The sequence below is a fragment of the Micromonospora sp. HM134 genome, from assembly GCF_007833915.1.
Taxonomy (GTDB): domain Bacteria; phylum Actinomycetota; class Actinomycetes; order Mycobacteriales; family Micromonosporaceae; genus Micromonospora; species Micromonospora wenchangensis.
The window spans coordinates 5266300-5289951 of sequence record NZ_CP041061.1 but is presented as its reverse complement, the minus strand read 5'-3'; the positions used below and the strand labels follow the sequence as shown (position 1 = coordinate 5289951).

19 protein-coding genes are annotated in these 23652 nt (G+C 73.9%); 14 read left to right on the top strand and 5 right to left on the bottom strand.

Translation table 11 applies throughout. From position 1 onward, the window contains the following. Nucleotides 1–355 precede the first annotated feature (355 nt). From fabG to FJK98_RS22700, 4 genes are all read left to right on the top strand, one after another. Nucleotides 356–1060 carry a beta-ketoacyl-ACP reductase gene (gene fabG, locus FJK98_RS22715; RefSeq protein ID WP_145920806.1) on the top strand — a complete coding sequence of 235 codons (705 nt, stop codon included), beginning with the start codon at nt 356–358 and terminating at the stop codon, nt 1058–1060. Nucleotides 1061–1083: 23 nt separating this feature from the next. After that, nucleotides 1084–1851, top strand: a complete 768-nt coding sequence (gene fabI / locus FJK98_RS22710; protein WP_145920805.1) for an enoyl-ACP reductase FabI — start codon at nt 1084–1086, stop codon at nt 1849–1851. Nucleotides 1852–1947: 96 nt separating this feature from the next. After that, entirely contained in the window at nt 1948–2979 is a 1032-nt protein-coding gene (locus FJK98_RS22705; protein WP_145920804.1) for a ferrochelatase, read from the top strand. 42 nt (nt 2980–3021) lie between these two features. Then, nucleotides 3022–3801, top strand: coding sequence for an HAD-IIA family hydrolase (locus FJK98_RS22700; protein ID WP_145920803.1), 780 nt, complete (start codon nt 3022–3024; stop codon nt 3799–3801). Nucleotides 3802–3834: 33 nt separating this feature from the next. Here FJK98_RS22700 and FJK98_RS22695 read toward each other — a convergent pair whose 3' ends face one another. After that, entirely contained in the window at nt 3835–4629 is a 795-nt protein-coding gene (locus FJK98_RS22695) for a hypothetical protein (protein ID WP_088645666.1), read from the bottom strand. Between the two features lie 232 nt (nt 4630–4861). On the opposite strand from FJK98_RS22695, the gene FJK98_RS22690 reads away from it, so the two are divergent. Beyond that, the gene (locus FJK98_RS22690) at nt 4862–5674 is read left to right on the top strand and encodes a DUF3097 domain-containing protein (protein WP_145920802.1); all 813 of its coding nucleotides are present in this window, start codon (nt 4862–4864) and stop codon (nt 5672–5674) included. 27 nt (nt 5675–5701) lie between these two features. Here the strand turns inward: FJK98_RS22690 and FJK98_RS22685 are convergent, their stop codons facing one another. Beyond that, a complete protein-coding gene (locus tag FJK98_RS22685; protein ID WP_145920801.1) occupies nt 5702–7015 on the bottom strand; it encodes a serine hydrolase in 1314 nt (437 codons plus the stop codon). A 94-nt stretch (nt 7016–7109) separates the two neighbouring features. Here FJK98_RS22685 and FJK98_RS22680 point away from each other — a divergent pair, with 94 nt between their 5' ends. From FJK98_RS22680 to FJK98_RS22665, 4 genes are all read left to right on the top strand, one after another. Continuing rightward, a complete protein-coding gene (locus tag FJK98_RS22680; protein ID WP_145920800.1) occupies nt 7110–7583 on the top strand; it encodes an NfeD family protein in 474 nt (157 codons plus the stop codon). Between the two features lie 4 nt (nt 7584–7587). After that, nucleotides 7588–8694 (top strand): SPFH domain-containing protein, encoded by a 1107-nt coding sequence (locus FJK98_RS22675; protein WP_145920799.1) that lies wholly within the window; start codon nt 7588–7590, stop codon nt 8692–8694. Nucleotides 8695–8903: 209 nt separating this feature from the next. Continuing rightward, nucleotides 8904–9665 carry a hypothetical protein gene (locus FJK98_RS22670; protein ID WP_145920798.1) on the top strand — a complete coding sequence of 254 codons (762 nt, stop codon included), beginning with the start codon at nt 8904–8906 and terminating at the stop codon, nt 9663–9665. Nucleotides 9666–9854: 189 nt separating this feature from the next. Next, nucleotides 9855–12086, top strand: coding sequence for a transglycosylase domain-containing protein (locus tag FJK98_RS22665; protein ID WP_145920797.1), 2232 nt, complete (start codon nt 9855–9857; stop codon nt 12084–12086). A 123-nt stretch (nt 12087–12209) separates the two neighbouring features. On the opposite strand, the gene FJK98_RS22660 is transcribed toward FJK98_RS22665, so the two are convergent. Both FJK98_RS22660 and FJK98_RS22655 read right to left on the bottom strand, forming a co-directional pair. Next, a complete protein-coding gene (locus FJK98_RS22660) occupies nt 12210–12815 on the bottom strand; it encodes a thymidylate kinase (RefSeq protein WP_145920796.1) in 606 nt (201 codons plus the stop codon). A gap of 192 nt (nt 12816–13007) precedes the next feature. After that, nucleotides 13008–14846, bottom strand: a complete 1839-nt coding sequence (locus FJK98_RS22655; protein ID WP_145920795.1) for a thiamine pyrophosphate-requiring protein — start codon at nt 14844–14846, stop codon at nt 13008–13010. A 155-nt stretch (nt 14847–15001) separates the two neighbouring features. On the opposite strand from FJK98_RS22655, the gene FJK98_RS22650 reads away from it, so the two are divergent. The 3 genes from FJK98_RS22650 (at nt 15002) to FJK98_RS22640 (ending at nt 19134) form a co-directional block, all read left to right on the top strand. Further along, on the top strand, nt 15002–15817 hold the full coding sequence (locus tag FJK98_RS22650; protein ID WP_145920794.1) for an RNA methyltransferase: 816 nt from the start codon (nt 15002–15004) through the stop codon (nt 15815–15817). 56 nt (nt 15818–15873) lie between these two features. Continuing rightward, complete coding sequence (gene argG / locus FJK98_RS22645; RefSeq protein WP_145920793.1) at nt 15874–17325, top strand: argininosuccinate synthase; 1452 nt, start codon at nt 15874–15876, stop codon at nt 17323–17325. Between the two features lie 114 nt (nt 17326–17439). Further along, a complete protein-coding gene (locus FJK98_RS22640; RefSeq protein ID WP_240762283.1) occupies nt 17440–19134 on the top strand; it encodes a PucR family transcriptional regulator in 1695 nt (564 codons plus the stop codon). A 272-nt stretch (nt 19135–19406) separates the two neighbouring features. Here the strand turns inward: FJK98_RS22640 and FJK98_RS22635 are convergent, their stop codons facing one another. Beyond that, the gene (locus FJK98_RS22635) at nt 19407–20756 is read right to left on the bottom strand and encodes a hypothetical protein (RefSeq protein ID WP_145920791.1); all 1350 of its coding nucleotides are present in this window, start codon (nt 20754–20756) and stop codon (nt 19407–19409) included. 87 nt (nt 20757–20843) lie between these two features. Between FJK98_RS22635 and murD the strand changes: the two genes are divergently transcribed. Both murD and FJK98_RS22625 read left to right on the top strand, forming a co-directional pair. Continuing rightward, nucleotides 20844–22190: a UDP-N-acetylmuramoyl-L-alanine--D-glutamate ligase gene (gene murD, locus FJK98_RS22630; protein WP_145920790.1), complete on the top strand. Its 1347-nt coding sequence runs from the start codon at nt 20844–20846 to the stop codon at nt 22188–22190. Between the two features lie 129 nt (nt 22191–22319). After that, entirely contained in the window at nt 22320–23627 is a 1308-nt protein-coding gene (locus tag FJK98_RS22625) for an aspartate aminotransferase family protein (protein WP_145920789.1), read from the top strand. Nucleotides 23628–23652: the final 25 nt, after the last annotated feature.

Below are 23652 nucleotides of genomic sequence, written 5' to 3'. Positions count from 1 at the left end.
GCTGGGTCAGCTCTACCGACTGAGTCGTGGCTCAGCGGGGCTGACGGACGGCCCGGCCACGACTGGGAGGATCGCTATCTCGCACAGCGATCACCTCCTGCGGTCGGCGGGGCCAGAAACGCGAGTCGCATTCGGCTCGCGGACGCCGATCATCGTACAACGGGGACACCCGCACCACGTATTCGGCCGTCCCCGCCCCGGACGGTGGCGACCCGCTCCCGGAGGGTGGTCGCGCCGACCCTCCGGTGAGCCGTCCCGGCCGCCGCGCCGGGGGACGGTGGCGCACCGTTAGCGGTTACCTGTCGGTAACGCCTAGGCTCCGACCGGAATGATCAGCGGAACCGAAGGGGGACCCGTGGCCCGTACCGTGCTGGTGACCGGCGGCAACCGGGGGATCGGACTGGCCATCGCGCAGGCGTTCGCCAAGCAGGGCGACCGGGTCGCGGTCACGCACCGCAGCGGCGACGCGCCGGAGGGACTCTTCGGCGTCAAGTGCGACGTCACCGACTCCGCTTCCGTCGACGCCGCCTTCACCACCGTCGAGGCCGAGCTGGGCCCGGTCGAGGTGCTGGTCGCCAACGCCGGCATCACCGACGACACGCTGCTGATGCGGATGTCCGAGGAGCAGTTCACCGGGGTGCTCGACACCAACCTCACCGGTGCCTTCCGTTGCGCCAAGCGGGCCTCGTCCAAGATGCTCCGCGCCAAGTGGGGGCGGATGATCTTCATCTCGTCGGTGATCGGGCTCTACGGCGGCGCCGGCCAGGTCAACTACGCGGCCAGCAAGGCCGGCCTGGTCGGGGTGGCCCGGTCGATCACCCGGGAGCTGGGCAGCCGCAACATCACCGCGAACGTCGTCGCCCCGGGCTTCATCGACACCGAGATGACCGCCGCGCTGCCCGAGGAGCGCCGCACCGAGTACCGCAAGGTCATCCCGGCCGGGCGGTTCGCCGCGCCGGACGAGGTCGCCGGGGTGGTCACCTGGCTCGCCTCGGACGCCGCCGGCTACATCTCCGGCGCCGTCATCCCGGTCGACGGCGGCCTCGGCATGGGTCACTGAGAACGTACGGAGGAAGCCAACACATGTCAGGACTGCTCGCCGGTAAGCGGCTGCTCGTCACCGGCGTCATCACCGACGCCTCGATCGCCTTCTCGGTGGCGAAGCTCGCCCAGGACAACGGCGCCCAGGTCGTGCTCACCGGCTACGGCCGGCTCTCGCTGGTCGAGCGGATCGCCCGGCGGCTGCCCCAGCCGGCGCCGATCATCGAGCTGGACGTGACCAGCCCGGAGCAGCTCGCCGGCCTCGCCGACCAGGTACGCGAGCACGTCGACGGCCTCGACGGGGTGGTCCACTCGATCGGCTTCGCCCCGCAGAGCTGCCTCGGCGGCGGCTTCCTCGACGCCCCCTGGGAGGACGTGGCGACCGCGTTGCAGGTCTCCACGTACTCCTACAAGTCGCTGGCCATGGCGGCGCTGCCGCTGATGTCGCCGGGCGGCTCGGTGGTCGGGCTCACCTTCGACGCCACCAAGGCGTGGCCGGTCTACGACTGGATGGGGGTGGCCAAGGCCGGGCTGGAGTCCGCCTCCCGCTACCTCGCCCTGCACCTGGGCAAGCAGGGCATCCGCAGCAACCTGGTCGCCGCCGGGCCGCTGCGCACGATGGCCGCGAAGTCCATCCCCGGCTTCGAGCAGTTCGAGCAGGCGTGGGCCGAGCGGGCCCCGCTCGGCTGGAGCCTCACCGACCAGGAGCCGGCCGCCCGGGCCTGCCTGGCCCTGATGTCGGACTGGTTCCCGGCCACCACCGGCGAGATCGTCCACGTCGACGGCGGCTACCACGCGCTGGGCGCCTGAGCCGCGCGGAAGGGGCCCCGCCCGGGGCCCCTTCCGTAACCTGCGGGACCAGGGGCCGTCGTCGGGCCGTCGCCGACCCCGGGGGAGAATGACCCCATGTCGTACGACGCATTGGTGCTGGTCTCCTTCGGTGGCCCGGAGCGGCCCGAGGACGTGCTGCCCTTCCTGGAGAACGTGACCCGGGGGCGGGGGGTGCCGCCCGAGCGGCTGGCCGAGGTCGCCGAGCACTACCTGCACTTCGGCGGGGTCTCCCCGATCAACCAGCAGTGCCGTGAGCTGCTCGCCGCGATCCGGGCGGACCTCGCCGCCCACGGGGTCGACCTGCCCGTCTACTGGGGCAACCGGAACTGGCACCCGATGCTCGCCGACACCGTGGCGCAGCTGCGCGACGACGGGATCACCCGCGCGCTGGCGTTCGTCACCAGCGCGTACGGCGGCTACTCGTCCTGCCGGCAGTACCAGGAGGACATCGCCGCCGCGCGGGCCGCCGTCGGCCCGGACGCCCCGGTGATCGACAAGCTGCGCCAGTTCTGGGACCACCCGGGCTTCGTCGAGCCGCACGCCGACGCGGTGCGCTCGGCGCTGGCCCAGCTCGACCCGGCCCGGCGGGACACCACCCGGCTGGTCTTCACCGCGCACTCCATCCCCACCTCGGCGGCGGCCACCGCCGGCCCGCACGGCGGCCGGTACACCGCGCAGCTGGCGGAGACCGCCCGCCTGGTGCACGCCGCCGCCGCGCCCGACCTGCCGTACGACCTGGTCTGGCAGAGCCGTTCCGGCCCGCCCCGGGTGCCGTGGCTGGAGCCGGACGTCAACGACCACCTGACCGCCCTCGCCGGGCAGGGGGTGACCGGGGTGGTGGTCAGCCCGATCGGGTTCGTCTCGGACCACCTGGAGGTGGTCTGGGACCTCGACACCGAGGCGTCCGAGACGGCCAAGCAGCTCGGCCTGGACTTCGTCCGGGCAGGCACCCCCGGCACCGACCCGAGGTTCGTGGCGATGGTGCGCGAACTGGTGGCCGAACGCACCACGCCCGACGGGCCGGGGTCGCGCCGCCGCCTCGGTGAGCTGCCGATGTGGGACACCTGCCCCACCCCGTGCTGCGTGCCGGCCGCCCGCCGCCCCTGATGCCGACGACCCGCCCTCCCCGACACCCCCTTGGGACGACAGATGCTTGACCGCAAGCCGGTGCAGAGCTGGCTCACCGACATGGACGGCGTGCTGGTGCACGAGGGCCAGCCGGTGCCCGGCGCGCCGGAGTTCGTCAACCGGCTCCGGGCCTCCGGCAAGCCCTTCCTGGTGCTCACCAACAACTCCATCTACACCCCGCGTGACCTCCAGGCCCGGCTGACCCGGATGGGTTTCGAGGTGCCCGAGGAGGCGATCTGGACGGCGGCGCTGGCCACCGCCCAGTTCCTCGCCGACCAGCGGCCGGGCGGCACCGCGTACGTGATCGGGGAGGCGGGGCTGACCACCGCGCTGCACGCCGTCGGTTACGTGCTGACCGACTTCGCCCCGGACTACGTGGTGCTGGGCGAGACCCGCACCTACAGCTTCGAGGCGATCACCAAGGCGGTCCGGCTGATCAACGACGGGGCGCGGTTCATCTGCACCAACCCGGACGTCACCGGCCCGTCGGTGGAGGGTGCGCTGCCCGCCGCCGGGTCGGTCGCCGCGATGATCTCGAAGGCGACCGGGGTGGAGCCGTACTTCGTCGGCAAACCGAACCCGATGATGATGCGCTCGGCGCTGAACACCATCAACGCCCACTCGGAGAGCACCGCGATGATCGGTGACCGGATGGACACCGACATCCTGTGCGGCCTGGAGGCGGGGCTGGAGACGATCCTGGTGCTCACCGGGATCAGCACCCGGGCCGAGACGGAACGCTACCCGTACCGGCCGTCACGCATCGTCGAGTCGGTGCTCGACCTGATCGACGAGATCTGACCCGTACCGGTCCGGCGGCCCGACCGGGTGCGGTCAGGGGCGCAGCGGGGCGTTGCAGGCGGCGACCAGCGCCTGCCGGCAGGCGGTGGTGAGCGGGCGCAGCGCCGCGTCGCGCTGCTGCGCCTCATGGTTGTTGATCGCCCCGCCGGGCGCGCTCTCGCCGGCCAGCGCGAGCACCCGGTCGAGCACGGCGGCGCGGGCGAACAGCCGCCGGGAACGCGGGTCGAACCCGGGCGGCAGGTCGGTCGCGCCGTCGGGGCGACGCAGCGCGGCCAGCGCCCCGGCCAGCTCGGGCCGCCACTGGGCCACGTCGAGCCGGGTCAGCGCGGCGGTGGACTCGGCCAGCGCGGTGGCGAGTTCCGCCTCCGCCTCGGCGGCCCCCGGCGCGGTCAGCGACGCCTGGGCCGCGTCGGCCGGCAGCGGGTAGACCCGCCACAGCACCGTCTCCCAGGTCATCCCGGAGCCGGAGGTGTGGGTGCGCACCTCGGGGATCAGCCCGAGCGCCCCGGCCACCACGGCCTCCCCGGCGAGCAGCGCCGCACCGGCGAAGTCGCCCGGACCGGGCAGCCCGCGCGGGTCGCCCGGCGCGGGCAGCACCAACCGGATCTCGTCGGGGGAGAGCTTGGCCAGCGCCGGCAGGGCCTCGCGCAGCGGCACGTCCCGCCAGGTGCCCGGCGCGTCGGCGACCAGGTGCTCCTCGTCGCCGGCGACCGACTCGGCGACCTCGTCGAAGGGCACCAGGCCGGCCCGCCAGGCGCGTACCCAGGCCACGAAACGGCTCGACCGGCGCGCGGCCAGGGTGGCCGCGCCCGTTGCGGGGGAGGACATGCCGAAAAGGGTACGTGCTCCCCGCCGCCCCTGTCTCGACTGCCGGATCGTCGGCTGTCCGGTCCGCCCACCACCGCAGGTGGCGGGCCCTGCGGGCAGGTGGTCACGGCCCGCTGTGGCGGGGTCACGTACCCGGCTGCCCGGGCACCCGCCGGCCCGGCCCGTGCGGCCGGCGGGTCGGGGCGGGCGCGTCGGGAGGTGCCGGGGCGCGACGGGGGTTAGCGTGATCGGCATGGCGGGGCGATACGGCGAGGACGTGCTGGCGGGCGACTGGCGGCGGCGCAGGGTCACCCCCGAGGTCGACGCCGAACCGGATCTCGTGGTGGAGGACGCCGACTCGGGGTTCTGCGGCGCCGTGGTCGGGTTCGAGGCGTCTGCGGTGGTGCTGGAGGACCGGCACGGCCGGCGGCGGGTCTTCCCGCTGCTGCCCGCCGCGTTCCTGCTCGACGGGGAACCGGTGACCCTGCGCCGGCCGGCCCGCGCCCCGGTGCCCGCCGCCCGTCGCCGGACCGCCTCCGGGTCGATCGCCGTGGCCGACGTGCGGGCGCGGGTGGCCAAGGCCAGCCGGATCTGGGTCGAGGGCGTGCACGACGCCGCCCTGGTGGAGCGGATCTGGGGCGACGACCTGCGGATCGAGGGCGTGGTGGTGGAGCCGCTGGACGGCATCGACGCCCTCGACGCCGAGGTGCGCGGGTTCGCCCCCGGCCCCGGACGCCGGCTCGGGGTGCTCGTCGACCACCTGGTGCCCGGCTCCAAGGAGAGCCGGATCGTGGCCCGGGTGGACTCCCCGTACGTGCTGGTCACCGGCCACCCGTACGTGGACGTGTGGCAGGCGGTCAAGCCGGCCGCGGTGGGCATCCGGGCCTGGCCGGTGGTGCCGCCGGGCCGGCCGTGGAAGGAGGGCGTCTGCGCGGCCCTCGGGGTGGCCGAGCCGGCCGACCTGTGGCGGCGCATCCTGTCCCGGGTGGACAGCTTCGCCGACGTCGAGACCCCGCTGATCAACGCGATGGAACGCCTGATCGACTTCGTCACCGAACCCGACTGACACCCACCGCCGGCCCGCCCGGCCCGGTCAGGGTTCCTGGTCGGGGGTGCGGGTGAAGACGAAGGTGCCGATGTCCAGCCCCACCGCCCGCCCGGCCGGGTCGCGCAGCACGGCGAGGATCTCGCCGTCCTGCTCGCCCGAGCGACCCCGCCAGCGGTCCGGGCCCTGCGGGGTGAACCGCAGCGTCGGGTTGCCGGGCCGGCCGGCCCACAACTCGCCGGCCGGGTCGGCCCGGACCTCGTACTCGATGCCCATCCACCACCAGCGGCCGGTCAGCTCGGCCAGTTCCGCCGCCGGTGGCGCGGACGCCGGCCGCCAGGGCGCGACCGGGGTCGGCTCGGCGTCCAGGACCAGGGTGAGCAGCTGCCGGGCCAGCCCACCGATGTGCCCGGTGCGGAAGCCGTACGAGTTGGCGAAGCCGACCACGGCGGTCCGGCTGGGCCGGTGCACGGTGAGGGCGGCCACGTAGCCGGGCATCGAGCCGCCGTGGCCCACGTACACCCGGTCGCCGTCGCGGTACAGCTCCAGCCCCAGGCCGTGCCCGCCGCGCCAGGAGTCCAGGTCGTTGAGCATCACCGGGGTGCACATCTCGGTGAGGGTGTCGGCGGCCAGCACCTCGTCGGTGGGGTCGGCCAGGAACGCCGCCCAGCGGGCGAGGTCGGTCACCGTCGACCAGAGCTGCCCGGCGGGAGCCATCGCCCCGGTGTCGGTACGCGGCTCCTCCCGCAGCGTGTCGTGCCACGGGTGCACCACGTAGCCCCGGGCGTACGGCTCGGTGGCGTGGTAGGTGGTGCGGCGCAGGCCCAGCGGGTCGAGGACGCGTTCGGTGAGCAGTCGCGCCCAGGGGGTCCCGGTGATCCGCTCCAGCACCCCGCCGAGCAGCCCGTACGCCAGATTGGAGTAGTGGTAGCCGCGTAGCGCCGGGTGGCCGAGCTTGTCCGGGGTGAGGCCGGCGACCAGGGTGGCCAGGTCGGTGCCCTCGGTCCGTTCCCACCACGGGCCGTCGGGCTCGCGGTGCAGGCCGCTGGCGTGGCCGAGGAGTTGGCGCAGGGTGAGCGCGCCGACCGGGGTGCCGGGCAGGTGCCGCTCCAGCGGGTCGTCCAGGGCGAGCCGCCCGGCGTCGCGTTCCCGCATGACCAGCGTGGCGGTCATGGTCTTGGTGATCGAGCCGAGCCGGTACTGCAGGTCGGCGTCGGGGCGTGGGTGGTCACCGGCGGTGGCCAGGTGGACCAGGGTGCCGTCCCGGACGATCCCCAGCGCCACCGAGGGGGTGCGGCCGGTGGCCTGCGCCTGCGCCGCGAGGGCGTCGATCCGGCGGGCGGTCTCGGCGAGCAGGGTCACCATCGGCTCCTTCGCGGGGGTCGGTTCGGGCCTGAACCGAGCTTACTGATCATCAGAAGTGGGTGGATTCGCGTGGACGTGTCACGATCGAGGGGTGGACGCCGTGGTGTGGATCGTGCTGGGTGTGCTGTTGGCCGTCGCCGAGATCTTCACGACGACGCTGTTTCTGATCATGTTCGCGGTCGGCGCGTTCGCCGCCGCCGGGGCCGCCGCGCTGGGTGCGCCCGTCGCCGTGCAGGCGGTGGTCTTCGCCGTGGTGTCGGCGCTGACGGTGGCGCTCGCCCGGCCGACCATCCGCCGGCACATGCGGCCGTCGGTGGACAGCGGCGAGCAGCCGTTCGGGGTGCAGGCGCTGGAGGGTGCCACCGCCCTGGTGATCGAGCAGGTCGATGCCGAGCAGGGCATGGTGAAGATCGACGGCGAGTTGTGGACGGCACGCCCGTACGACGCGACGCAGACCTTCGCGCCCGGTGCCCGGGTGCAGGTGATAAAGGTCCAGGGCGCGACCGCCCTGGTGTGGCAGGACGATATTTCCTCCCCCGGCGAGTTGCCGGAAGCGAAAAGGTGACGGTATGGAATTTGTAGCGGTCCTGTTGGTGGCCGTAGCGTTGATCATAGTGGTGACGCTGGCCAAGGCGGTGCGGATCGTGCCGCAGCAGCGTCAGGACGTGGTGGAGCGGCTCGGCAAGTACAAGAGCACCCTGAACCCGGGCCTGAACCTGCTGGTCCCGTTCGTCGACGCGGTGCGTACCAAGGTCGACATGCGGGAGCAGGTGGTCAGTTTCCCGCCGCAGCCGGTGATCACCTCCGACAACCTGGTGGTGTCGATCGACACCGTCCTCTACTACAAGGTGGTCGACTCGGTCCGGGCGACCTACGAGATCGCCAACTTCATCCAGGCGATCGAGCAGCTCACCGTCACCACGTTGCGTAACGTGATCGGCTCGCTCGACCTGGAGCGGGCGCTGACCAGCCGCGAGGAGATCAACCGGCACCTCTCCGGCGTGCTCGACGAGACCACCGGCCGGTGGGGCATCAAGGTCACCCGGGTGGAGATCAAGGCGATCGAGCCGCCGCCGAGCATCCGCGACTCGATGGAGAAGCAGATGCGCGCCGAGCGGGACCGTCGGGCCGCCATCCTCAACGCCGAGGGGCACAAGCAGTCGCAGATCCTCACCGCCGAGGGTGAGAAGCAGGCGGCGGTGCTGCGCGCCGACGGTGACCGGCAGGCCCGCATCCTCCAGGCCGAGGGCCAGGCGAAGGCGATCCGGACGGTCTTCGACGCGATCCACACCGCGAACCCGAGCCAGAAGGTGCTGGCCTACCAGTACCTCCAGGCGCTGCCGCAGATCGCCAACGGCACGGCCAACAAGGTCTGGATCGTCCCGGCCGAGCTGACCAAGGCCCTGGAGGGCATGGGTGGCGCGCTGGGCGGGCTGAGCCGGATGGTCGGCGACGAGCCGGCCCCCGAGGCGAAGCGCACCGCCAGCGAGGTCGAGCGGGAGGCCGCCGAGGCGGCCCAGGCGGCGGCCAGCGCCGCCCAGCAGATCCACGACGAGGTCCGCGTCGCCGAGGCGCAGGCCACCGGCGGCAACGTGCCGAAGGGGCTGCCGGCGCCCGAGCCGGTCTCCCCGGCCAGCCTGGTCCAGGACCCGGCCGACCAGCGCGAACGGGCCTGACCCCGCCGCCGCCCGGAGCCGGGCGGCAAATGTGAGAAACGCTCATCCGGCGCCCCGGCGCCTGCCACGATCGGTCCTGAGGGACGGGTGGTGGTCAGGCCCGGGGCGTCGACGCGTTCCGTGCCACCCGTCGCCGTAGACGGGTGAGGGCCCCGCGGCCCGCCCGTGCAGGCAGCCGGCGTCGCCCGGCGGAGCGGACGAGGTGAGGCATGAAGGATCCGGCGCAGCGGCTGTTCTCCCGTACCCCCGTTCCCGGCGCACACGACCCGGCCGGGCCGCTGGGCACCCGGCGCACCGGCGGCGGCTTCGGGGTGCTGCCCTTCGTCGGCGACCCCGGGCCGGCCGCGCCGGCCACCGACGCCAGTTGGGCCTGGTCGCTACGCCGGCTGGCCCGCGCCGCAGTATGGCTGCTGCCCGCCTACGCGGTGCTCTACGGCACGGTGGCGATGTCCAGCGACGGCGGGGTCGGCAACGACCCCTACCCGGCCGACGGCCAGCCGCTCTACCTGCTCGGCTGGGTGGCGGCGATCTGGCTGGGCCTGCTCGCCCTGCTCGCGCTCACCGGCCTGCTCGCGGCCACCCGCAGCCGGCGGAGCGCGGTGGCCGGCCTGCTGACGAGCATCGGCGGTACGGTGCTGATGCTGCCCTTCGCCGGCCTGGCCGCGCAGACCCCCGTCTTCGGCACCACCGCCCGGATGCTGGTGCTGCTCGGCGCCACCGGTTACACCGCCGGCTGGCTGCTCACCGGCTGGGCGGTGGCCCGGTCCGGGGCGTTCGCGATCGGCGACGGGGTGATGCTGATGATCGCCGCTCCCCTGCTCGGCCTCGGCGGCGCGCTGGTCGGCCCGGTGCAGACCTTCGGGGCGATCTTCGTGCTGGTCGCCGGCATCGGCATCGGCTACCGCTCCGGCCGCCTCGTCCCGGCCACCATCGCCCGCGACGCCGCCACCGCCAGCGTCACCACCCCCTGACCCCGCCCGCGCCCCGCCCGGCCGCGCCGCGCCCCGCCCGGCCCGCCCCGGTGATCAAGAGGTTCGGGTCAGGAATCCGGACGGGACGCGCCCAAACCTCTTGATCACCGAGCCGGGGGGAGAGACGGGATGGACCGGACGGACGGGGACGGCAGGGCAGCGGGACGGGGAAGTCGCTGGCAGGTCACGGTGAGTTACCTGACAATCCGGTGGCGGAGTGGGCCGCTGGCCGGTGCGGTGGCAATGCTTGCGCCCATGTCCTCACCCCGGACGCCGCTGACGCGGCTGCTCACCGTGCTGCTCGCCGGCCTGCTGGCCGGGCTGGTCCTCGCGGTCGCCGCGCTGCCGGGCAACCTGCTCGCCGGCATCGCCACCAAGGCGGTGCTCGGGGCGTTCGACGACCTGCCGGCGGCACTGCGCACCCCGGCCACCCCGCAGCGCTCCTACCTCTACGCCAACGACGGCAGGACGCTGCTGACCACGTTCTACGACGTCAACCGCACCGACGTGCCGCTGGCCGAGATCGCCCCGACGCTGCGGCAGGCGATCGTCGCCGCCGAGGACCGCCGCTTCTACTCCCATGGCGGGGCCGACCTGCGCGGCATGGCGAGGGCCCTGGTCGCCAACGTCACCGGCGGCGGCACCGCCCAGGGCGGCTCCACGCTCACCATGCAGTACGTGCGCAACGTGCTCAAGAGCGACCCCAGCCGGACCGCCGAGGAACGGCAGGCGGCCACCGAGCAGACCGTCGGGCGCAAGCTCCAGGAGATCCGGTACGCCACCGAACTGGAGAAGACGCTCAGCAAGGACGAGATCCTCAACCGCTACCTCAACATCGCCTACTTCGGCTCCGGGGCGTACGGGGTCGCCGCCGCCAGCCAGCGCTACTTCGGCAAGTCGCCGGCCGACCTGACGCTCGCCGAGTCGGCGCTGCTCGCCGGCCTGGTCCAGTCGCCCGACGCGTACAGCCCGATCGACGGGGACCGGGAGGCGGCCCTGGAGCGACGCGGATACGTGCTCGACTCGATGGTCGCCACCGGCGCGATCACCGCCGCCGAGGCCGACCAGGCGCGCGCCGAGCAGTTGACCCTGCACCCCACCGCCCAGCCCAACGGCTGCACCGCCACGGTCACCGCCGACGCCGGCTTCTTCTGCGACTACCTGCGCCGCTGGTGGCTGGAGCAGCCCGCCTTCGGGGCGACCGCGCAGGAGCGGGAGCAGGCGCTGCGCCGGGGCGGCTACACGGTGGTCACCTCCCTCGACCCGGACGTCCAGGCCACCGCCGCCGCCGAGGCCCGCAAGGTCTACCCCGCCGACGACGCCCGCGCGCTGCCGATCGCCGCCGTCGAGCCCGGCACCGGCCGGGTGCTCGCCCTGGCCGTCAACCGCGAGTACGGGGTGGGCGACGGGCAGACCGTCAACCCGCTGGTTTCCGGCGGCGGCAGCATCACCGGCTACCAGGCCGGTTCGACGTTCAAGCTGTTCACCATGCTGGCCGCGTTGGAGAACGGTCGGACCCTGTCCACCGGGTTCGACTCGCCGAGCCGGCTGACCACCCGCTTCCCCGCCGAGGGTGAGGCCTCCTGCGGCGGCAGGTGGTGCCCGGCGAACGCCAACCCGGCGCGGATGGACGGCTACCGGATGATGTGGGACGGCTTCGGCCGTTCGGTGAACACCTACTTCGTCTGGCTGGAGGAGCAGGTCGGCCCGGCCAAGGTGGTGGAGATGGCGCAGCGCCTCGGGATCACCTTCCGGGCCCGGACCGACGCCGACCTCGCCGCGCACGACGCCGACAACTGGGGGGCGTTCACCCTCGGGGTGTCCGCCACCACCCCGCTCGACCTGGCCAACGCCTACGCGACGGTGGCCGCCGAGGGGACGTACTGCGCGCCGACGCCGGTGGTGTCGGTGACCGGCCCGGACGGCTCGACCGTGCCGGTCGGCCAGCCGGCCTGCAGGCAGGTGCTGTCGGCGGACGTGGCGCGGGCGGCCACCGACGCGGCCCGCTGCCCGGTCGGCCAGCAGTCGGCGTACGGGCAGTGCAACGGCAGCACCGCCGGTGGGGTGGACCGGATCGTCGGCCGCCCGGTGGCCGGCAAGACCGGCAGCTCGGAGAAGAACGCCACCGAGACCTTCGTCGGGTTCACCCCGCAGGTCGCGGTCGCCGGCATCGCCGCCAACCCCGACGACCCGGGCGACGCGGTCGGCGCGGCCGTGCAGGGTGAGGTGATCACCGCGGTCGCCCGGACCATCCGTACCGCCGTGGACGGCCAGCCGGTCCGTGACTTCACCGCCCCCAGCCGGGAACTCGCCGGCGACCCGCAACGCCCGACGCCCCGCCCGTCCCCCCGCGCCCCGGAGCAGGAGGACCAGAACTTCCCCTCGGACCTGCTCCGCTGGCTCCAGAACCGCCGGGGCTGACCCGCTGCCGCCCGGCCCCGGCTCGACCGAAGGCTCCATGGTCGACACAATGTCGCCGGAACGGCGGTGTCCGCTTCGCTTGATACCGCCGTTCCGCTGACATGGCGAGTCGGGCCGGCGGGCCTACCGCCGGGCGGTGACGGCCGCGACCGCCCGGTCCAGGGCGGCGGCCACCGTCACCGGGTCGGCGTCGCCGTCGAGCACGGTGAAGTCGGCGAACCCGGGCAGCGCCCGGTAGCCGGCGTCCAGCGCGGTCAGGTGCGCCAACTCCTCGGTGTCGATGCCCCGGGCCAGCACCCGCCGTCGGGCCAGCTCCGGGGTGACCGCCAGGAAGCAGACCAGGTCGGGCTTCGGAAAGACGGCGTACGCGGCGCGCACCAGGCGGACGCCCCGGTCACCCCGGGCCCGCATGATCACGTACTGGCACCAGGTCCAGCGGTCCATCACCCCGACCCGCCCGGTCAGCCGGGTGACCGCCACCGCGCGGGCCAGCGCCAGCCAGCGCACCGTCGCCTCCAGCAGCGGATAGCAGCGCCGGCCGAACAGGTGCACGCCGTCGCGGTGGCCCACGGCCTGCGCCAGCCGGTTCCACAGCGGCCGGCCGCCGGCGTTCTCCAGGTAGACCGCCGGCACGCCCGCCGAGGTCAGCCGCCGGGCCAGGGCCCTGGCCTGGGTCGACTTGCCGGACCCGTCCACCCCCACCAGCGCCACCATCGTCGACCGTCGCACCCCGGGCACGCTAATGCTCCGGGGCAACCGACCGCCTGTCGCCCGGCCCGGCCCGTCGCCTAGCCCTGGTCCGACCGGGCGCTCCATGATCGACTCAGTGTCGCCGTAACAGTGGTGTCCGGCCCGCTTGATGCCGCTGTTCCGGCGACATCGCGAGCAGCAACCGGGCCGGGGCGGGGCGGGTGGTGGGGGTCAGCGGCTCCGGCGGCGGGGGCGGTAGGTGGCCAGGGTGGCCGGGATGCCCCGGCGGACGATGCCGGCCCGGTCGGTGTCGCCGCGCAGCAGTGCCGCCGCCGTCTTGCGGGCCTGGTCGAGGGTGAAGTGCGGGGGCAGCATCAGTTCCGCCGGGTCGACCATCGCGTTCACCACCACCGGACGGTCGGCGGTCAGCGCCCGCCGCCACAGGCCGGCGACCTGGTCGGGGGAGTCGACCAGCTCACCGTCGAGGCCCAGCACCTCGGCCCACCGGTGGTACGCCACGTCCGGCAGGTCCTGGCTGGCCGGATAGCGCGGGGTGCCCTCGGTGGAGCGCTGCTCCCAGCTGACGAACGCCAGATCCCGGTTGTTGAGCACCAGCACCACGAAACGCGGGTCGGCCCAGTGCCGCCAGTTCTTCGCCACGGTGATCAACTCGTTGACCCCGTTCATCTGCATCGCCCCGTCGCCGATCAACGCCACCACCGGGCGGTCCGGGTGGGCGAACTTCGCGGCCAGGGCGTACGGCATCGCCCCGCCCATCGACAGCAGGGTGCCGGAGAGGCTGGCCAGCATGCCGGGGCGGAGCTGGAGGTGGCGGGCGTACCAGGCGGTGGCGGTGCCGCAGTCCACCGCGATCATCGCGTCGTCGGGCAGCGCGTCGTTGAGGGTGTGGAACAGCAGTTGCGGGTTCACCGGGTGCGCGGGCTGCCCGGCCAGCTCCGCCTGGGCCTGCCGCCACCCCGAGGTGGCGTCGGCGATGGTCGCCCGCCAGGCGGTCGGGGCGGGGCCGTCGCCCAGCTCCCGCAGCAGCGCCCGCAGGGTCGGCCCGGCGTCGCCGGTCAGGTTGACCTCCGTCGGGTACCGCAGCCCCATCCGGGTGCCGTCCAGGTCGATCTGCACCGCGCGGGCCTGCCCCTGCGGCGGATAGAACTCCGAGTACGGCATGTTGCTGCCGACGATCAGCAGCCGGTCGCACTCCTGCATGAGCTGCCAGCTCGGCCGGGTGCCGAGCAGGCCGATGGCCCCGGTCACCCAGGGCTCGCGGTGGTCCACGGCGGTGAAGCCGAGCAGCGCGGCGGCCACCCCGGCGCCCAGCCGGTCGGCGATCAGGCGTACCTCCCGTTCGGCGCCGAGCGCGCCCTGCCCGACCAGCATCGCCACCTTCTCGCCGCCGCGCAGCACCTCGGCGGCGCGGCGCAGGTCCGCCTCCGGCGGCACCGTCGGCGTGCTGCTGGGGGCCGCGCTGGTGTGGTAGTAGCCGTGCGCGTGCGGCGGGTCCGGCACCGCCGGCTCGTCCTGCACGTCCAGCGGGAGCACCAGCGCGGTCACCGTCCGGCGGGACAGCGCGGTGCGGCAGGCCCGGTCCACCAGGTGCCGCACCTGGGACGGGTCGTCGAGCTGGGCCAGGAAGTCCCCGGCCACGTCCTTGTAGAGGGCGAGCAGGTCGACCTCCTGGTAGTAGCCGCCCCCCTCGGCGGTGAGCGCGGTGTTGCCGACCAGGGCCACCACCGGCTGGTGGTCGAGCTTGGCGTCGTAGAGGCCGTTGAGCAGGTGGATCGCGCCGGGGCCGCTGGTCGCCAGGGCACAGCCGAGCGGGCCGCCGCCGTACTTGACGTGGGCGCTGGCGGCGAAGCCGGCGGTCTCCTCGTGGCGCACCTGGACGAACTCCACCCGGTCGCCGGCCCGTTGCAGGGCGGAGGTCATCGCGTTGATGCCGTCGCCCGGGTAGCCGAAGTAGCGGTGCACCCCCCACTCGGCGAGGCGGTCCACGATGTGGTCGGCGACCGTGGCGTTCCTCGGCAACCGGCCGTCGGTGGTGCCCGCTGCGCTCATCGTGGTGGTCCCTCCGGTCGCGTCCCCTTCCCGCCCCCTTCCCGCGCCACGACCCGGGAAACCCGGCCGGCCCGGGAAAACCCGACCGTGGCCCGGCGGGCGGTGCCGCCGGACCGCCCCGCAGGTGCCGGCCGGGGGACGGGCAGAATCGGGCGGTGCCCGTTCACGAGATCACCGACCCCGACGACGCCCGGATCGCCGACTACCGGGCGTTGACCGACGTCGAGCTGCGTACCCGCTGGGAACCCCCGCACGGGCTGTTCATCGCGGAGGGGGAGCTGGTGCTGCGCCGGGCGTTGCGGGCCGGCTATCCGGCCCGGTCGTACCTGGTCGACGCGAAGCGGGTCGACCAGCTCGCCGACCTGGACACCGGGGACGCCCCGGTCTACGCGGCCACCCCCGACGTGCTGGAGAAGGCGACCGGCTTCCACGTCCACCGGGGCGTGCTCGCCTCGTTCCACCGCAAGCCCCTGCCCACGGCCGCCGAGGTGCTGGCCGCCGCCCGCCGGGTGGTGGTCCTGGAGGACATCAACAACCACACCAACCTCGGGGCGATCTTCCGGGGGGCCGCCGCGCTCGGTATCGACGCGGTGCTGCTCTCGCCGTCCTGCGCCGATCCGCTGTACCGGCGCAGCGTGCGGGTCAGCATGGGCGAGGTGTTCGCGGTGCCGTACGCGAAGCTGGAACGCTGGCCGGTCGGCCTGGACGAGGTACGCGCGGCGGGTTTCACGGTGCTCGCGATGACGCCGGCGGCGGACGCCGTACCGGTGCAGCGGTTGACCCCGGCGCAGCGGGCGCGGGCGGCGTTGCTGCTGGGGGCGGAGGGCCCCGGCCTGACCGGGGCGGCGCAGGCGGCCAGCGACGTGCGGGTGGTGATCCCGATGCGGCGCGGCGTGGACTCGTTGAACGTGGCCGCCGCGGCGGCGGTGGCGTTCTGGGAACTGGGGCGCGGCGACCCGGCCGACGGGTAGCCACCACGACCACCGGCTATTTGCATGAGAATGCGGGCAGGTGCATAATCTTCCCTGTGTCCAAGGTTCTCACCTCCCTGCCCATCGGCGAACGTGTCGGCATCGCCTTCTCCGGCGGCCTCGACACCTCGGTCGCGGTCGCGTGGATGCGCGACAAGGGCGCCGTCCCGTGCGCCTACACCGCCGACATCGGCCAGTACGACGAGCCCGACATCGACTCGGTGCCCGGCCGTGCGCTCAGCTACGGCGCCGAGGTCGCCCGCCTGGTCGACTGCCGTGCCGCCCTGGTCGAGGAGGGCCTCGCCGCGCTGACCTGCGGCGCCTTCCACATCCGCTCCGGCGGCCGGGCCTACTTCAACACCACCCCGCTGGGCCGGGCGGTGACCGGGACCCTGCTCGTCCGGGCGATGATCTCCGACGACGTGCAGATCTGGGGCGACGGCTCGACCTTCAAGGGCAACGACATCGAGCGGTTCTACCGCTACGGCCTGCTGGCCAACCCGCAACTGCGGATCTACAAGCCGTGGCTGGACACCGACTTCGTCACCGAACTCGGTGGCCGCAAGGAGATGTCGGAGTGGCTGCTGGAACGCGGCCTGCCCTACCGGGACAGCACCGAGAAGGCGTACTCCACCGACGCCAACATCTGGGGCGCCACCCACGAGGCCAAGACCCTGGAGCACCTCGACACCGGCATCGAGACGGTCAGCCCGATCATGGGGGTCCGGTTCTGGGACCCGTCCGTGGAGATCCCCACCGAGGACGTCACCATCGGCTTCGACCAGGGCCGCCCCGTGACGATCAACGGCAAGGAGTTCGGCAGCCCCGTCGACCTGGTGCTGGAGGCCAACGCCATCGGCGGCCGGCACGGCCTGGGCATGTCCGACCAGATCGAGAACCGGATCATCGAGGCCAAGAGCCGGGGCATCTACGAGGCACCCGGCATGGCGCTGCTGCACGCCGCGTACGAGCGGCTGGTCAACGCCATCCACAACGAGGACACCCTGGCGAACTACCACCACGAGGGCCGTCGCCTCGGCCGGCTGATGTACGAGGGCCGCTGGCTCGACCCGCAGGCGCTGATGCTGCGCGAGTCGTTGCAGCGCTGGGTCGGCACCGCGGTCAGCGGCGAGGTGACCCTGCGGCTGCGCCGGGGCGAGGACTACTCGATCCTCGACACCACCGGCCCCGCGTTCAGCTACCACCCGGACAAGCTGTCGATGGAGCGTACCGAGGACTCGGCCTTCGGCCCGTCCGACCGGATCGGCCAGCTCACCATGCGTAACCTCGACATCGCCGACTCGCGGGCCAAGCTGGAGCAGTACGCCACCCTCGGCCTGGTCGGCGGCGCGGCCCCGCAGCGGGCGGTCGGCGCGGCACAGGCCGCCTCGACCGGACTGATCGGGGCGATGCCGCAGGGCGGCGCGGAGGCCATCGCCTCCCGGGGCGTCGCCACCGCCGACGACGAGGCCCTCGACCGGGCCGCGATGGAGTTCGGCGTCGACTGACCGTCGCGTCACCGGCCGGGACGGGTCACCGCCCCGGCCGGTGGGGCCGCCCTCGTCGTCGTCGGGAGCGGCGACGGACGGTGGATGGCGGGACCCGGGGTCACCGAGGGTAGCGTGTCGCCCGTGTTCCCTACCGTCCGTGAGGTGCTCGCGCTGGACCCGGTCCGTCGCGGCGCGCCCCGGCTGGTCGCCGGGGAGGCCGGCCTGGACCGCCCGGTGCGCTGGGTGCACGTGGCGGAGGTGCCCGACATCGCCACCCTGCTCGGCGGGGGCGAACTCGTGCTCACCACCGGCATCGGGCTGCCCGCCGACGACGCCGGACTACGCGCCTTCATCGGCGACCTGGTCGCGGTGGGTGTCTCCGGGCTCGTGGTCGAACTGGGCCGCCGCTACCCGACCGAGGTGCCCCGGGTGATGGCCGTGGCCGCCGCCCGGCGCGGGCTGCCCCTGGTCGAGCTGCGCCGGGCCACCCCGTTCGTGCGGATCACCGAGGCGGTGCACGCCCTGATCGTCGACGCCCAACTGCACGAGCTGCGGGCCGCCGAGGAGATCCATCAACGCTTCACCGACCTGTCCGTCGAGGGCGCCGGGGCCGCCGAGGTGGTCCGGCAGGCCGCCGCGCTGGCCGGCTGCCCGGTGGTGCTGGAGAACCTGTCGCGGCAGGTGCTCGCCTACGACCCGGCGGGGGAGAACGCCGAACTGCTGCTGGACGGCTGGGAGCAGCACTCCCGACGGCTGCGTCCCGCCGGGCGCACCGCGTACGACAGCGACAGCGGCTGGCTGGTCACGACCGTCGGCGCGCGCGGACAGGACTGGGGTCGGCTGCTGCTGCGCTGGCCGGCGCGGGCGGGCCTCGGCGACGGCCGGCCCGTCGGCACGCCGCCCACCCGGCTGACCATCCTGGTGGAACGGGCCGCCTCCACCCTGGCGCTGGGCCGGCTGATCCGCCGCGACGCCGAGGGGCTGGAACGGCAACTGCACCACACGCTGCTCACCGCCCTGCTCGACCACTCCCGCCCGGTGGACGAGATCGCGTTGCGGGCGCGGGCGCTGGGGGTGCCCCTGGAACGTCGGCACCTGATCGGCGTCATGGTCCGGCTCCGCCGTGACACCGCGGCCGAGCACGCCGGACCGGGCGAGAGCGGCCCGGCCGACGCCGCCGAGGCCGGCCCGGCCCGGCTGCGTGACCTCGCCGAGGCGGTCGGCCAGGCGCTACGGGAGGCGAAGCTGACCGGGCTGACCAGCCCCGTCGACGACCAGGCGGTGGGGGTCCTGCTCGCCCTGCCGGAGGCCGCCGCCGAGGACCGCGCGCTGGCCGCGTTCGCCGCCGCGCTGCGCCGCCGCCACGCCGACCAGCCGGCGCGCGTGCTCGTCGCCGCCGGGTCCGGGGTGGCGAGCCTGCGGGAGGTACGCCGCTCGCTGGTCGAGGCCCGCCAGGTCGCCGAGGCCGCCCGCCGGGACAGCCGTGACCTGCCGGTCTTCCGGCTGCCGCACGTCGGGCTGGCCGGCCTGCTGCACCTGCTGCGCGACGAGCCCCGGTTGCAGACGTTCGTCGAACGGGAACTCGGCGCGCTGCTGGCCCACGACGCCCAGCATCCCCGGGAGCAACTGCTCGGCACCCTGCGCGCCTACCTGGAGCAGGGCCGCAACAAGTCGGCCGGTGCGGTCGCCGCGCACCTGTCCCGACCGGCCTTCTACGAACGGCTGGCCCGGATCGGCCGCATCCTCGGCGTCGACCTCGACTCGGTCGAAGCCTGCCTGTCCCTGCACGTCGCCATCCTGGCCCTCGACGCCATCCGCACCCCCTGACCCGCCTCCCCTCCGCCGCGCCCCGCGTCTGCCCGCCCTCCCGTCCGGCCTGTCCCCGCCTGTCCCCGGTGATCAAGAGGAATACGTCAGAATCCGTCGTCCAGGTGACGCGAACCTCTTGATCACGGCCCGAGCGGCCGGCACGTTCACCGTGATCAAGAGGTTGGCGTCAGGATCCGCCGCCCCGGTGACGCGAACCTCTTGATCACCGGGGCGATGGAGGCCGGGTGAGGTGGGTGAGGCGGGCGGGTGGGAGTGGGGGAGTGGGGGGCTCAGGCCAGGGCGTCCAGGGTTTTGGCGTAGGCGGCGGGGACGTGGTGGGGGCCGGCCGGGGTGAAGACGTCGGAGGTGGCCGCCGTCGACCAGGCGGCGGCGGGGACCGCGTCGACCAGGGCGCGGACCACCGGGGTGTCCCGCCACTGGTCCTGGGCGGCCAGCAGGCTCAACGCCACCACCGACTCCTCCACCTCGCCGACGCACTCGAACGGCTTGTGCCCGTCCACGCCGAGCAGTTCCCGGTAGCCGGGGACCTGCGCCTCGTCGGCCAGCAGGTCGCCGCCGAAGATGCCGACCACCCGCTCCCGGGTCATGAACGGGGCCATGGCGAGGAACACGAAGCGGCACTTCGGGCAGTCGCGGCACCAGCGGGCGCTGGCGTCACGCAGCTTGAACGCGGCGTTGCAGCTGGTCACCACCGCGTCGTAGCGGTCGATGGTGGCGAACAGCCGGGCGATGTGCAGCTCCGACAGCGGGCGCAGCAACGAGAAGTACGGCTCGGTGAGCCCCGCGTGCCCGGCCAGCGCCGCCCGCAGCAGCCCCTCGGCCTCGACCCCCTTGGACCACTGGTGGTTGATCTCGTGACCGTTCCAGATCAGGTTCGGGTCGGACGCGGACCGCTCGTTGGACATCACCACCGGCCCCAGCCCGTGCAGCACGGCGGTGGCGACCGCGATCAGCGAGTTGATCGCGGTGACCGGGATGTGGCCGTTGCGTGCCCCGGCGGCGTTCAGGTCGAACAGCACCGGGTCGAGCCGTCGCCGGGCGGCCAGCGCCGGCAGCCCGGACGCCTCGTTCACCGCGACGATCACGTGGTTGGGGTTGACCGAGAACGGCACCGGGTCGAAGCCGCCCCGGCGCAGCGCCTCCAGGCTGACGATGGAGTCCTTGCCGCCGCCGACGGCCGACAGCGGTCGCCGGTCGGAGTCGTCGTACACCCGGGGTGGCGGGACCTCGCCGGCCGGCACCTCGGGACGCAGCTCCAGCACGTGCGGGAGCTGGTTGCGGTAGGCGTACTCGGCGAGGCCCTTGGTGTAGACGGCGGTGACCAGCGCGGTGGCGGCCCCGCCCAGCGGCGTCGGCAGCACCAGGCGCGGCGGGGCGGCGGCCTTGTAGTAGCTGACCCCGGCCACCACGTGCAGCAGCTCCAGGACCCGGCCCAGGGTGGCCAGCGTCTCCTCCGACGGTGGCGTGGCCGGCACCGGCAGCGTGATCACCTCGGTGAACCGCTGCTCGCCGTCGGGGCCGGTCAGGAGATAGTCGAACGACGCCGCGCCGGTGGCGGGGTCGAACGAGTACGACGGGAAGGTGAAGGCGTCCATCCGCCGGAGCTGCTCGTTGGGCACACGCCATACTAGGCCCTGGTTCGTCCGGCCGGGTCCGCTGTGCCGGGAGCGGACCCGGCCCGACCGTCGACACCTGAGGGAGAGTTCGTGCGCCTGTCCGATCTGCGCGGCCGTACCGTCGCCGTCTGGGGGGCCGGCCGGGAGGGCCGCGCCGCCGTGACCGCCATCGCCGCGCACGGCCCGGCCGACCTGGTCGCCGTCGACGACAGCGCGAACTTCCTCACCGTGGCCTGGGAGGGTCCGCTCGCCGAGGCCGCGCCGCTGGTCACCGGGGAGGAGGGGTTCGCCCGGCTGGCCGCCGCCGAGATCGTCGTCCGGTCACCGGGGGTGCCCAACACCCACCCGTGGCTGGTCGAGCTGCGGGCGCGGGGCGTCACCGTCACCCAGGGCACCGCCCTGTGGATGGCCGACCACGCCGAACGGACGATCGGAGTCACCGGCAGCAAGGGCAAGTCGACCACGTCCAGCCTGATCAGCCACCTGCTCGCGGCGGTGGACCAGCCCAACGTGCTCGGCGGCAACATCGGCGTGCCCACCCTCGACCTGCCCGAGGCCGAGCTGTACGTGCTGGAGCTGTCCAGCTACCAGTGCAGTGACCTGGCCGACTCGCCCCGGGTGGCGGTGGTCACCGCGCTGTTCCCGGAACACCTCGACGCGCACGGTGGCGAGGCCGAGTACTACCGCGACAAGCTCAACCTCCTCGCGTACGGCCCGCGCACGGTGGTGGTCAACGGCAGCGACCCCCGCCTCGCCCTGGAGTTGGGCGACCGGGCGGCGGTGCGGGCCGGCCTGCCCGACAGCGCGCACGTCGCCACCGGCCCGGACGGCACCGACTGGTTCCACCTCGGCGACCAGCCGCTGTTCGCCCGGGGGGTGCTGCCGCTGGTCGGCCGGCACAACGCGGGCAACCTCTGCGTGGCGCTCGCCGTGCTCGACGCGGTCGGCGTGGACGTCGTCGCCCACAAGGACACCCTGGCGGTGGCGGTCGCCGGGTTCCACGGGCTGGCCCACCGGCTCACCGAGATCGTCGACCCGTCCGGCCTCACCTTCGTCGACGACACCCTCGCCACCAGCCCGTACGCGGCGATGCACGCGATCGACGCGTACGACGGGCGGCCCTTGACGGTGATCGTCGGCGGCACCGACCGGGGGTTGGACTACACGCCGTTGGCCACCCACCTGGCCGAGCGGGAGCTGACCGTGATCGGGATTCCGGACAGCGGTCCCCGGATCGTGGCGGCGCTGGCCGGGCTGCCGACGGTGCGTACCGAGGTGGTGGACGACCTGGCGGACGCGGTCCGGCTGTCCCGGGCGGTGACCCCGCCCGACGGGGTGGTGCTGTTGTCCCCGGCGGCCCCCAGCTACGGCCGGTTCCGCAACTTCGAGCACCGGTCCGAGGTCTTCGCCGAGGCGATCCGGGCCACCGCCGGCTGAGCCCCCCGGGGCGGGGTGACGCGGTGTCAGGCGGGGGCGGCGCTCGGGCGACACAGTGGCAGTTGTCGGCGGCGGGCCGGGGTGGCAGCGTGCGGGGCACGCGAAACGCCGCCGCGGAAGGGTGTGCCGATGACCGCCGACGACCTGCTGGCCCGACACCGGGCCGTGCTCCCGTCCTGGATGCCGCTCTACTACGCCGAACCGATCGAGCTGGTCGCCGGGTCCGGACGTCGGGTGACCGACGCCCAGGGCCGCAGCTACCTGGACTTCTTCGGTGGCGTGCTGACCAACATGATCGGTTACGACATTCCGGAGATCCGCGAGGCGGTGCAGCGGCAACTGGACACCGGCCTGGTGCACACCTCCACCCTCTACCTGATCCGGCAGCAGGTGGAGCTGGCCGAGAAGATCGTCCAGGTGGCAGGCATCCCGGACGCCCGGGTCTTCTTCACCAACTCCGGCACCGAGGCGAACGAGGCGGCGCTGCTGGCCGCGACCAGCTACCGCCGCTCGCACCAGATCCTCGCCGTACGCAACTCGTACCACGGCCGGTCGTACGCGGCGATGGGCGTCACCGGCAACCGGGGCTGGACGGCCAGCGCGCACAGCCCGCTCCAGGTGGCCTGGCTGCACTCGGGGGAGCGGCTGCGCGGGCTGCTCGCCCGGCTGCCCGCCGACGACCGGATCGACGCCGCCGTGGAGGACCTGCGCGAGGTGCTCGCCACCCAGACCAGCGGTGACGTGGCGTGTCTGATCGCCGAGCCGGTCCAGGGGGTCGGCGGTTTCGTCGCCCCGCCCGACGGGTTGTTCGCCGGCTGGCGCAAGGTACTCGACGAGCACGGCATCCTGCTCATCTCCGACGAGGTGCAGACCGGGTGGGGGCGCACCGGCGCGCACTTCTGGGGGTACCAGGCGCACGGGGTCACCCCGGACCTGCTCACCTTCGCCAAGGGCATCGGCAACGGCTTCGCCCTGGCCGGGGTGGTCGGCCGGGCCGAGATCATGGAGTCGGTGCCGGCGGTCAGTTTCTCCACCTTCGGCGGGAATCCGCTCGCCACCGCCGCCGGCAACGCCGTCCTGGACTACCTGCGTGACCACGACCTCCAGGCCAACGCGGCCCGGGTGGGCGCGATCCTCGTCGACGGGCTGCGCGCCGCGGTCGCCGACCTCGACGGGGTGGCCGAGATCCGGGGCCGGGGGCTGATGCTCGCCGTGGAGTTCGTCCAGCCGGGTGGCACGGAACCCGATCCGGCGCTGACCGGCCGGGTCGTCGAGGCGTGCCGGGCGGGCGGCCTGCTGGTCGGCAAGGGCGGCCTGTACGGCAACGTGGTGCGGATGGGTCCACCGTTGACCCTCACCGAGGCCGAGGCCCGCGAGGGGCTGGCCATCCTGGTCGAGGCGATCCGTTCGACGGTGGCGGCGGAGGCGGCGCGGTGACCGGGGCGACCCGGCAGACGTCACC

Excerpts from the sequence above, each read along its gene's own strand:
- fabI (WP_145920805.1), top strand. The coding sequence starts at position 1,084 with ATGTCAGGACTGCTCGCCGGTAAGCGGCTGCTCGTCACCGGCGTCATC.
- FJK98_RS22705 (WP_145920804.1), top strand. The coding sequence starts at position 1,948 with ATGTCGTACGACGCATTGGTGCTGGTCTCCTTCGGTGGCCCGGAGCGG.
- FJK98_RS22700 (WP_145920803.1), top strand. The coding sequence starts at position 3,022 with ATGCTTGACCGCAAGCCGGTGCAGAGCTGGCTCACCGACATGGACGGC.
- FJK98_RS22695 (WP_088645666.1), bottom strand. The coding sequence starts at position 4,629 with ATGTCCTCCCCCGCAACGGGCGCGGCCACCCTGGCCGCGCGCCGGTCG.
- FJK98_RS22690 (WP_145920802.1), top strand. The coding sequence starts at position 4,862 with ATGGCGGGGCGATACGGCGAGGACGTGCTGGCGGGCGACTGGCGGCGG.
- FJK98_RS22675 (WP_145920799.1), top strand. The coding sequence starts at position 7,588 with ATGGAATTTGTAGCGGTCCTGTTGGTGGCCGTAGCGTTGATCATAGTG.
- FJK98_RS22670 (WP_145920798.1), top strand. The coding sequence starts at position 8,904 with ATGAAGGATCCGGCGCAGCGGCTGTTCTCCCGTACCCCCGTTCCCGGC.
- FJK98_RS22655 (WP_145920795.1), bottom strand. The coding sequence starts at position 14,846 with ATGAGCGCAGCGGGCACCACCGACGGCCGGTTGCCGAGGAACGCCACG.
- FJK98_RS22625 (WP_145920789.1), top strand. The coding sequence starts at position 22,320 with ATGACCGCCGACGACCTGCTGGCCCGACACCGGGCCGTGCTCCCGTCC.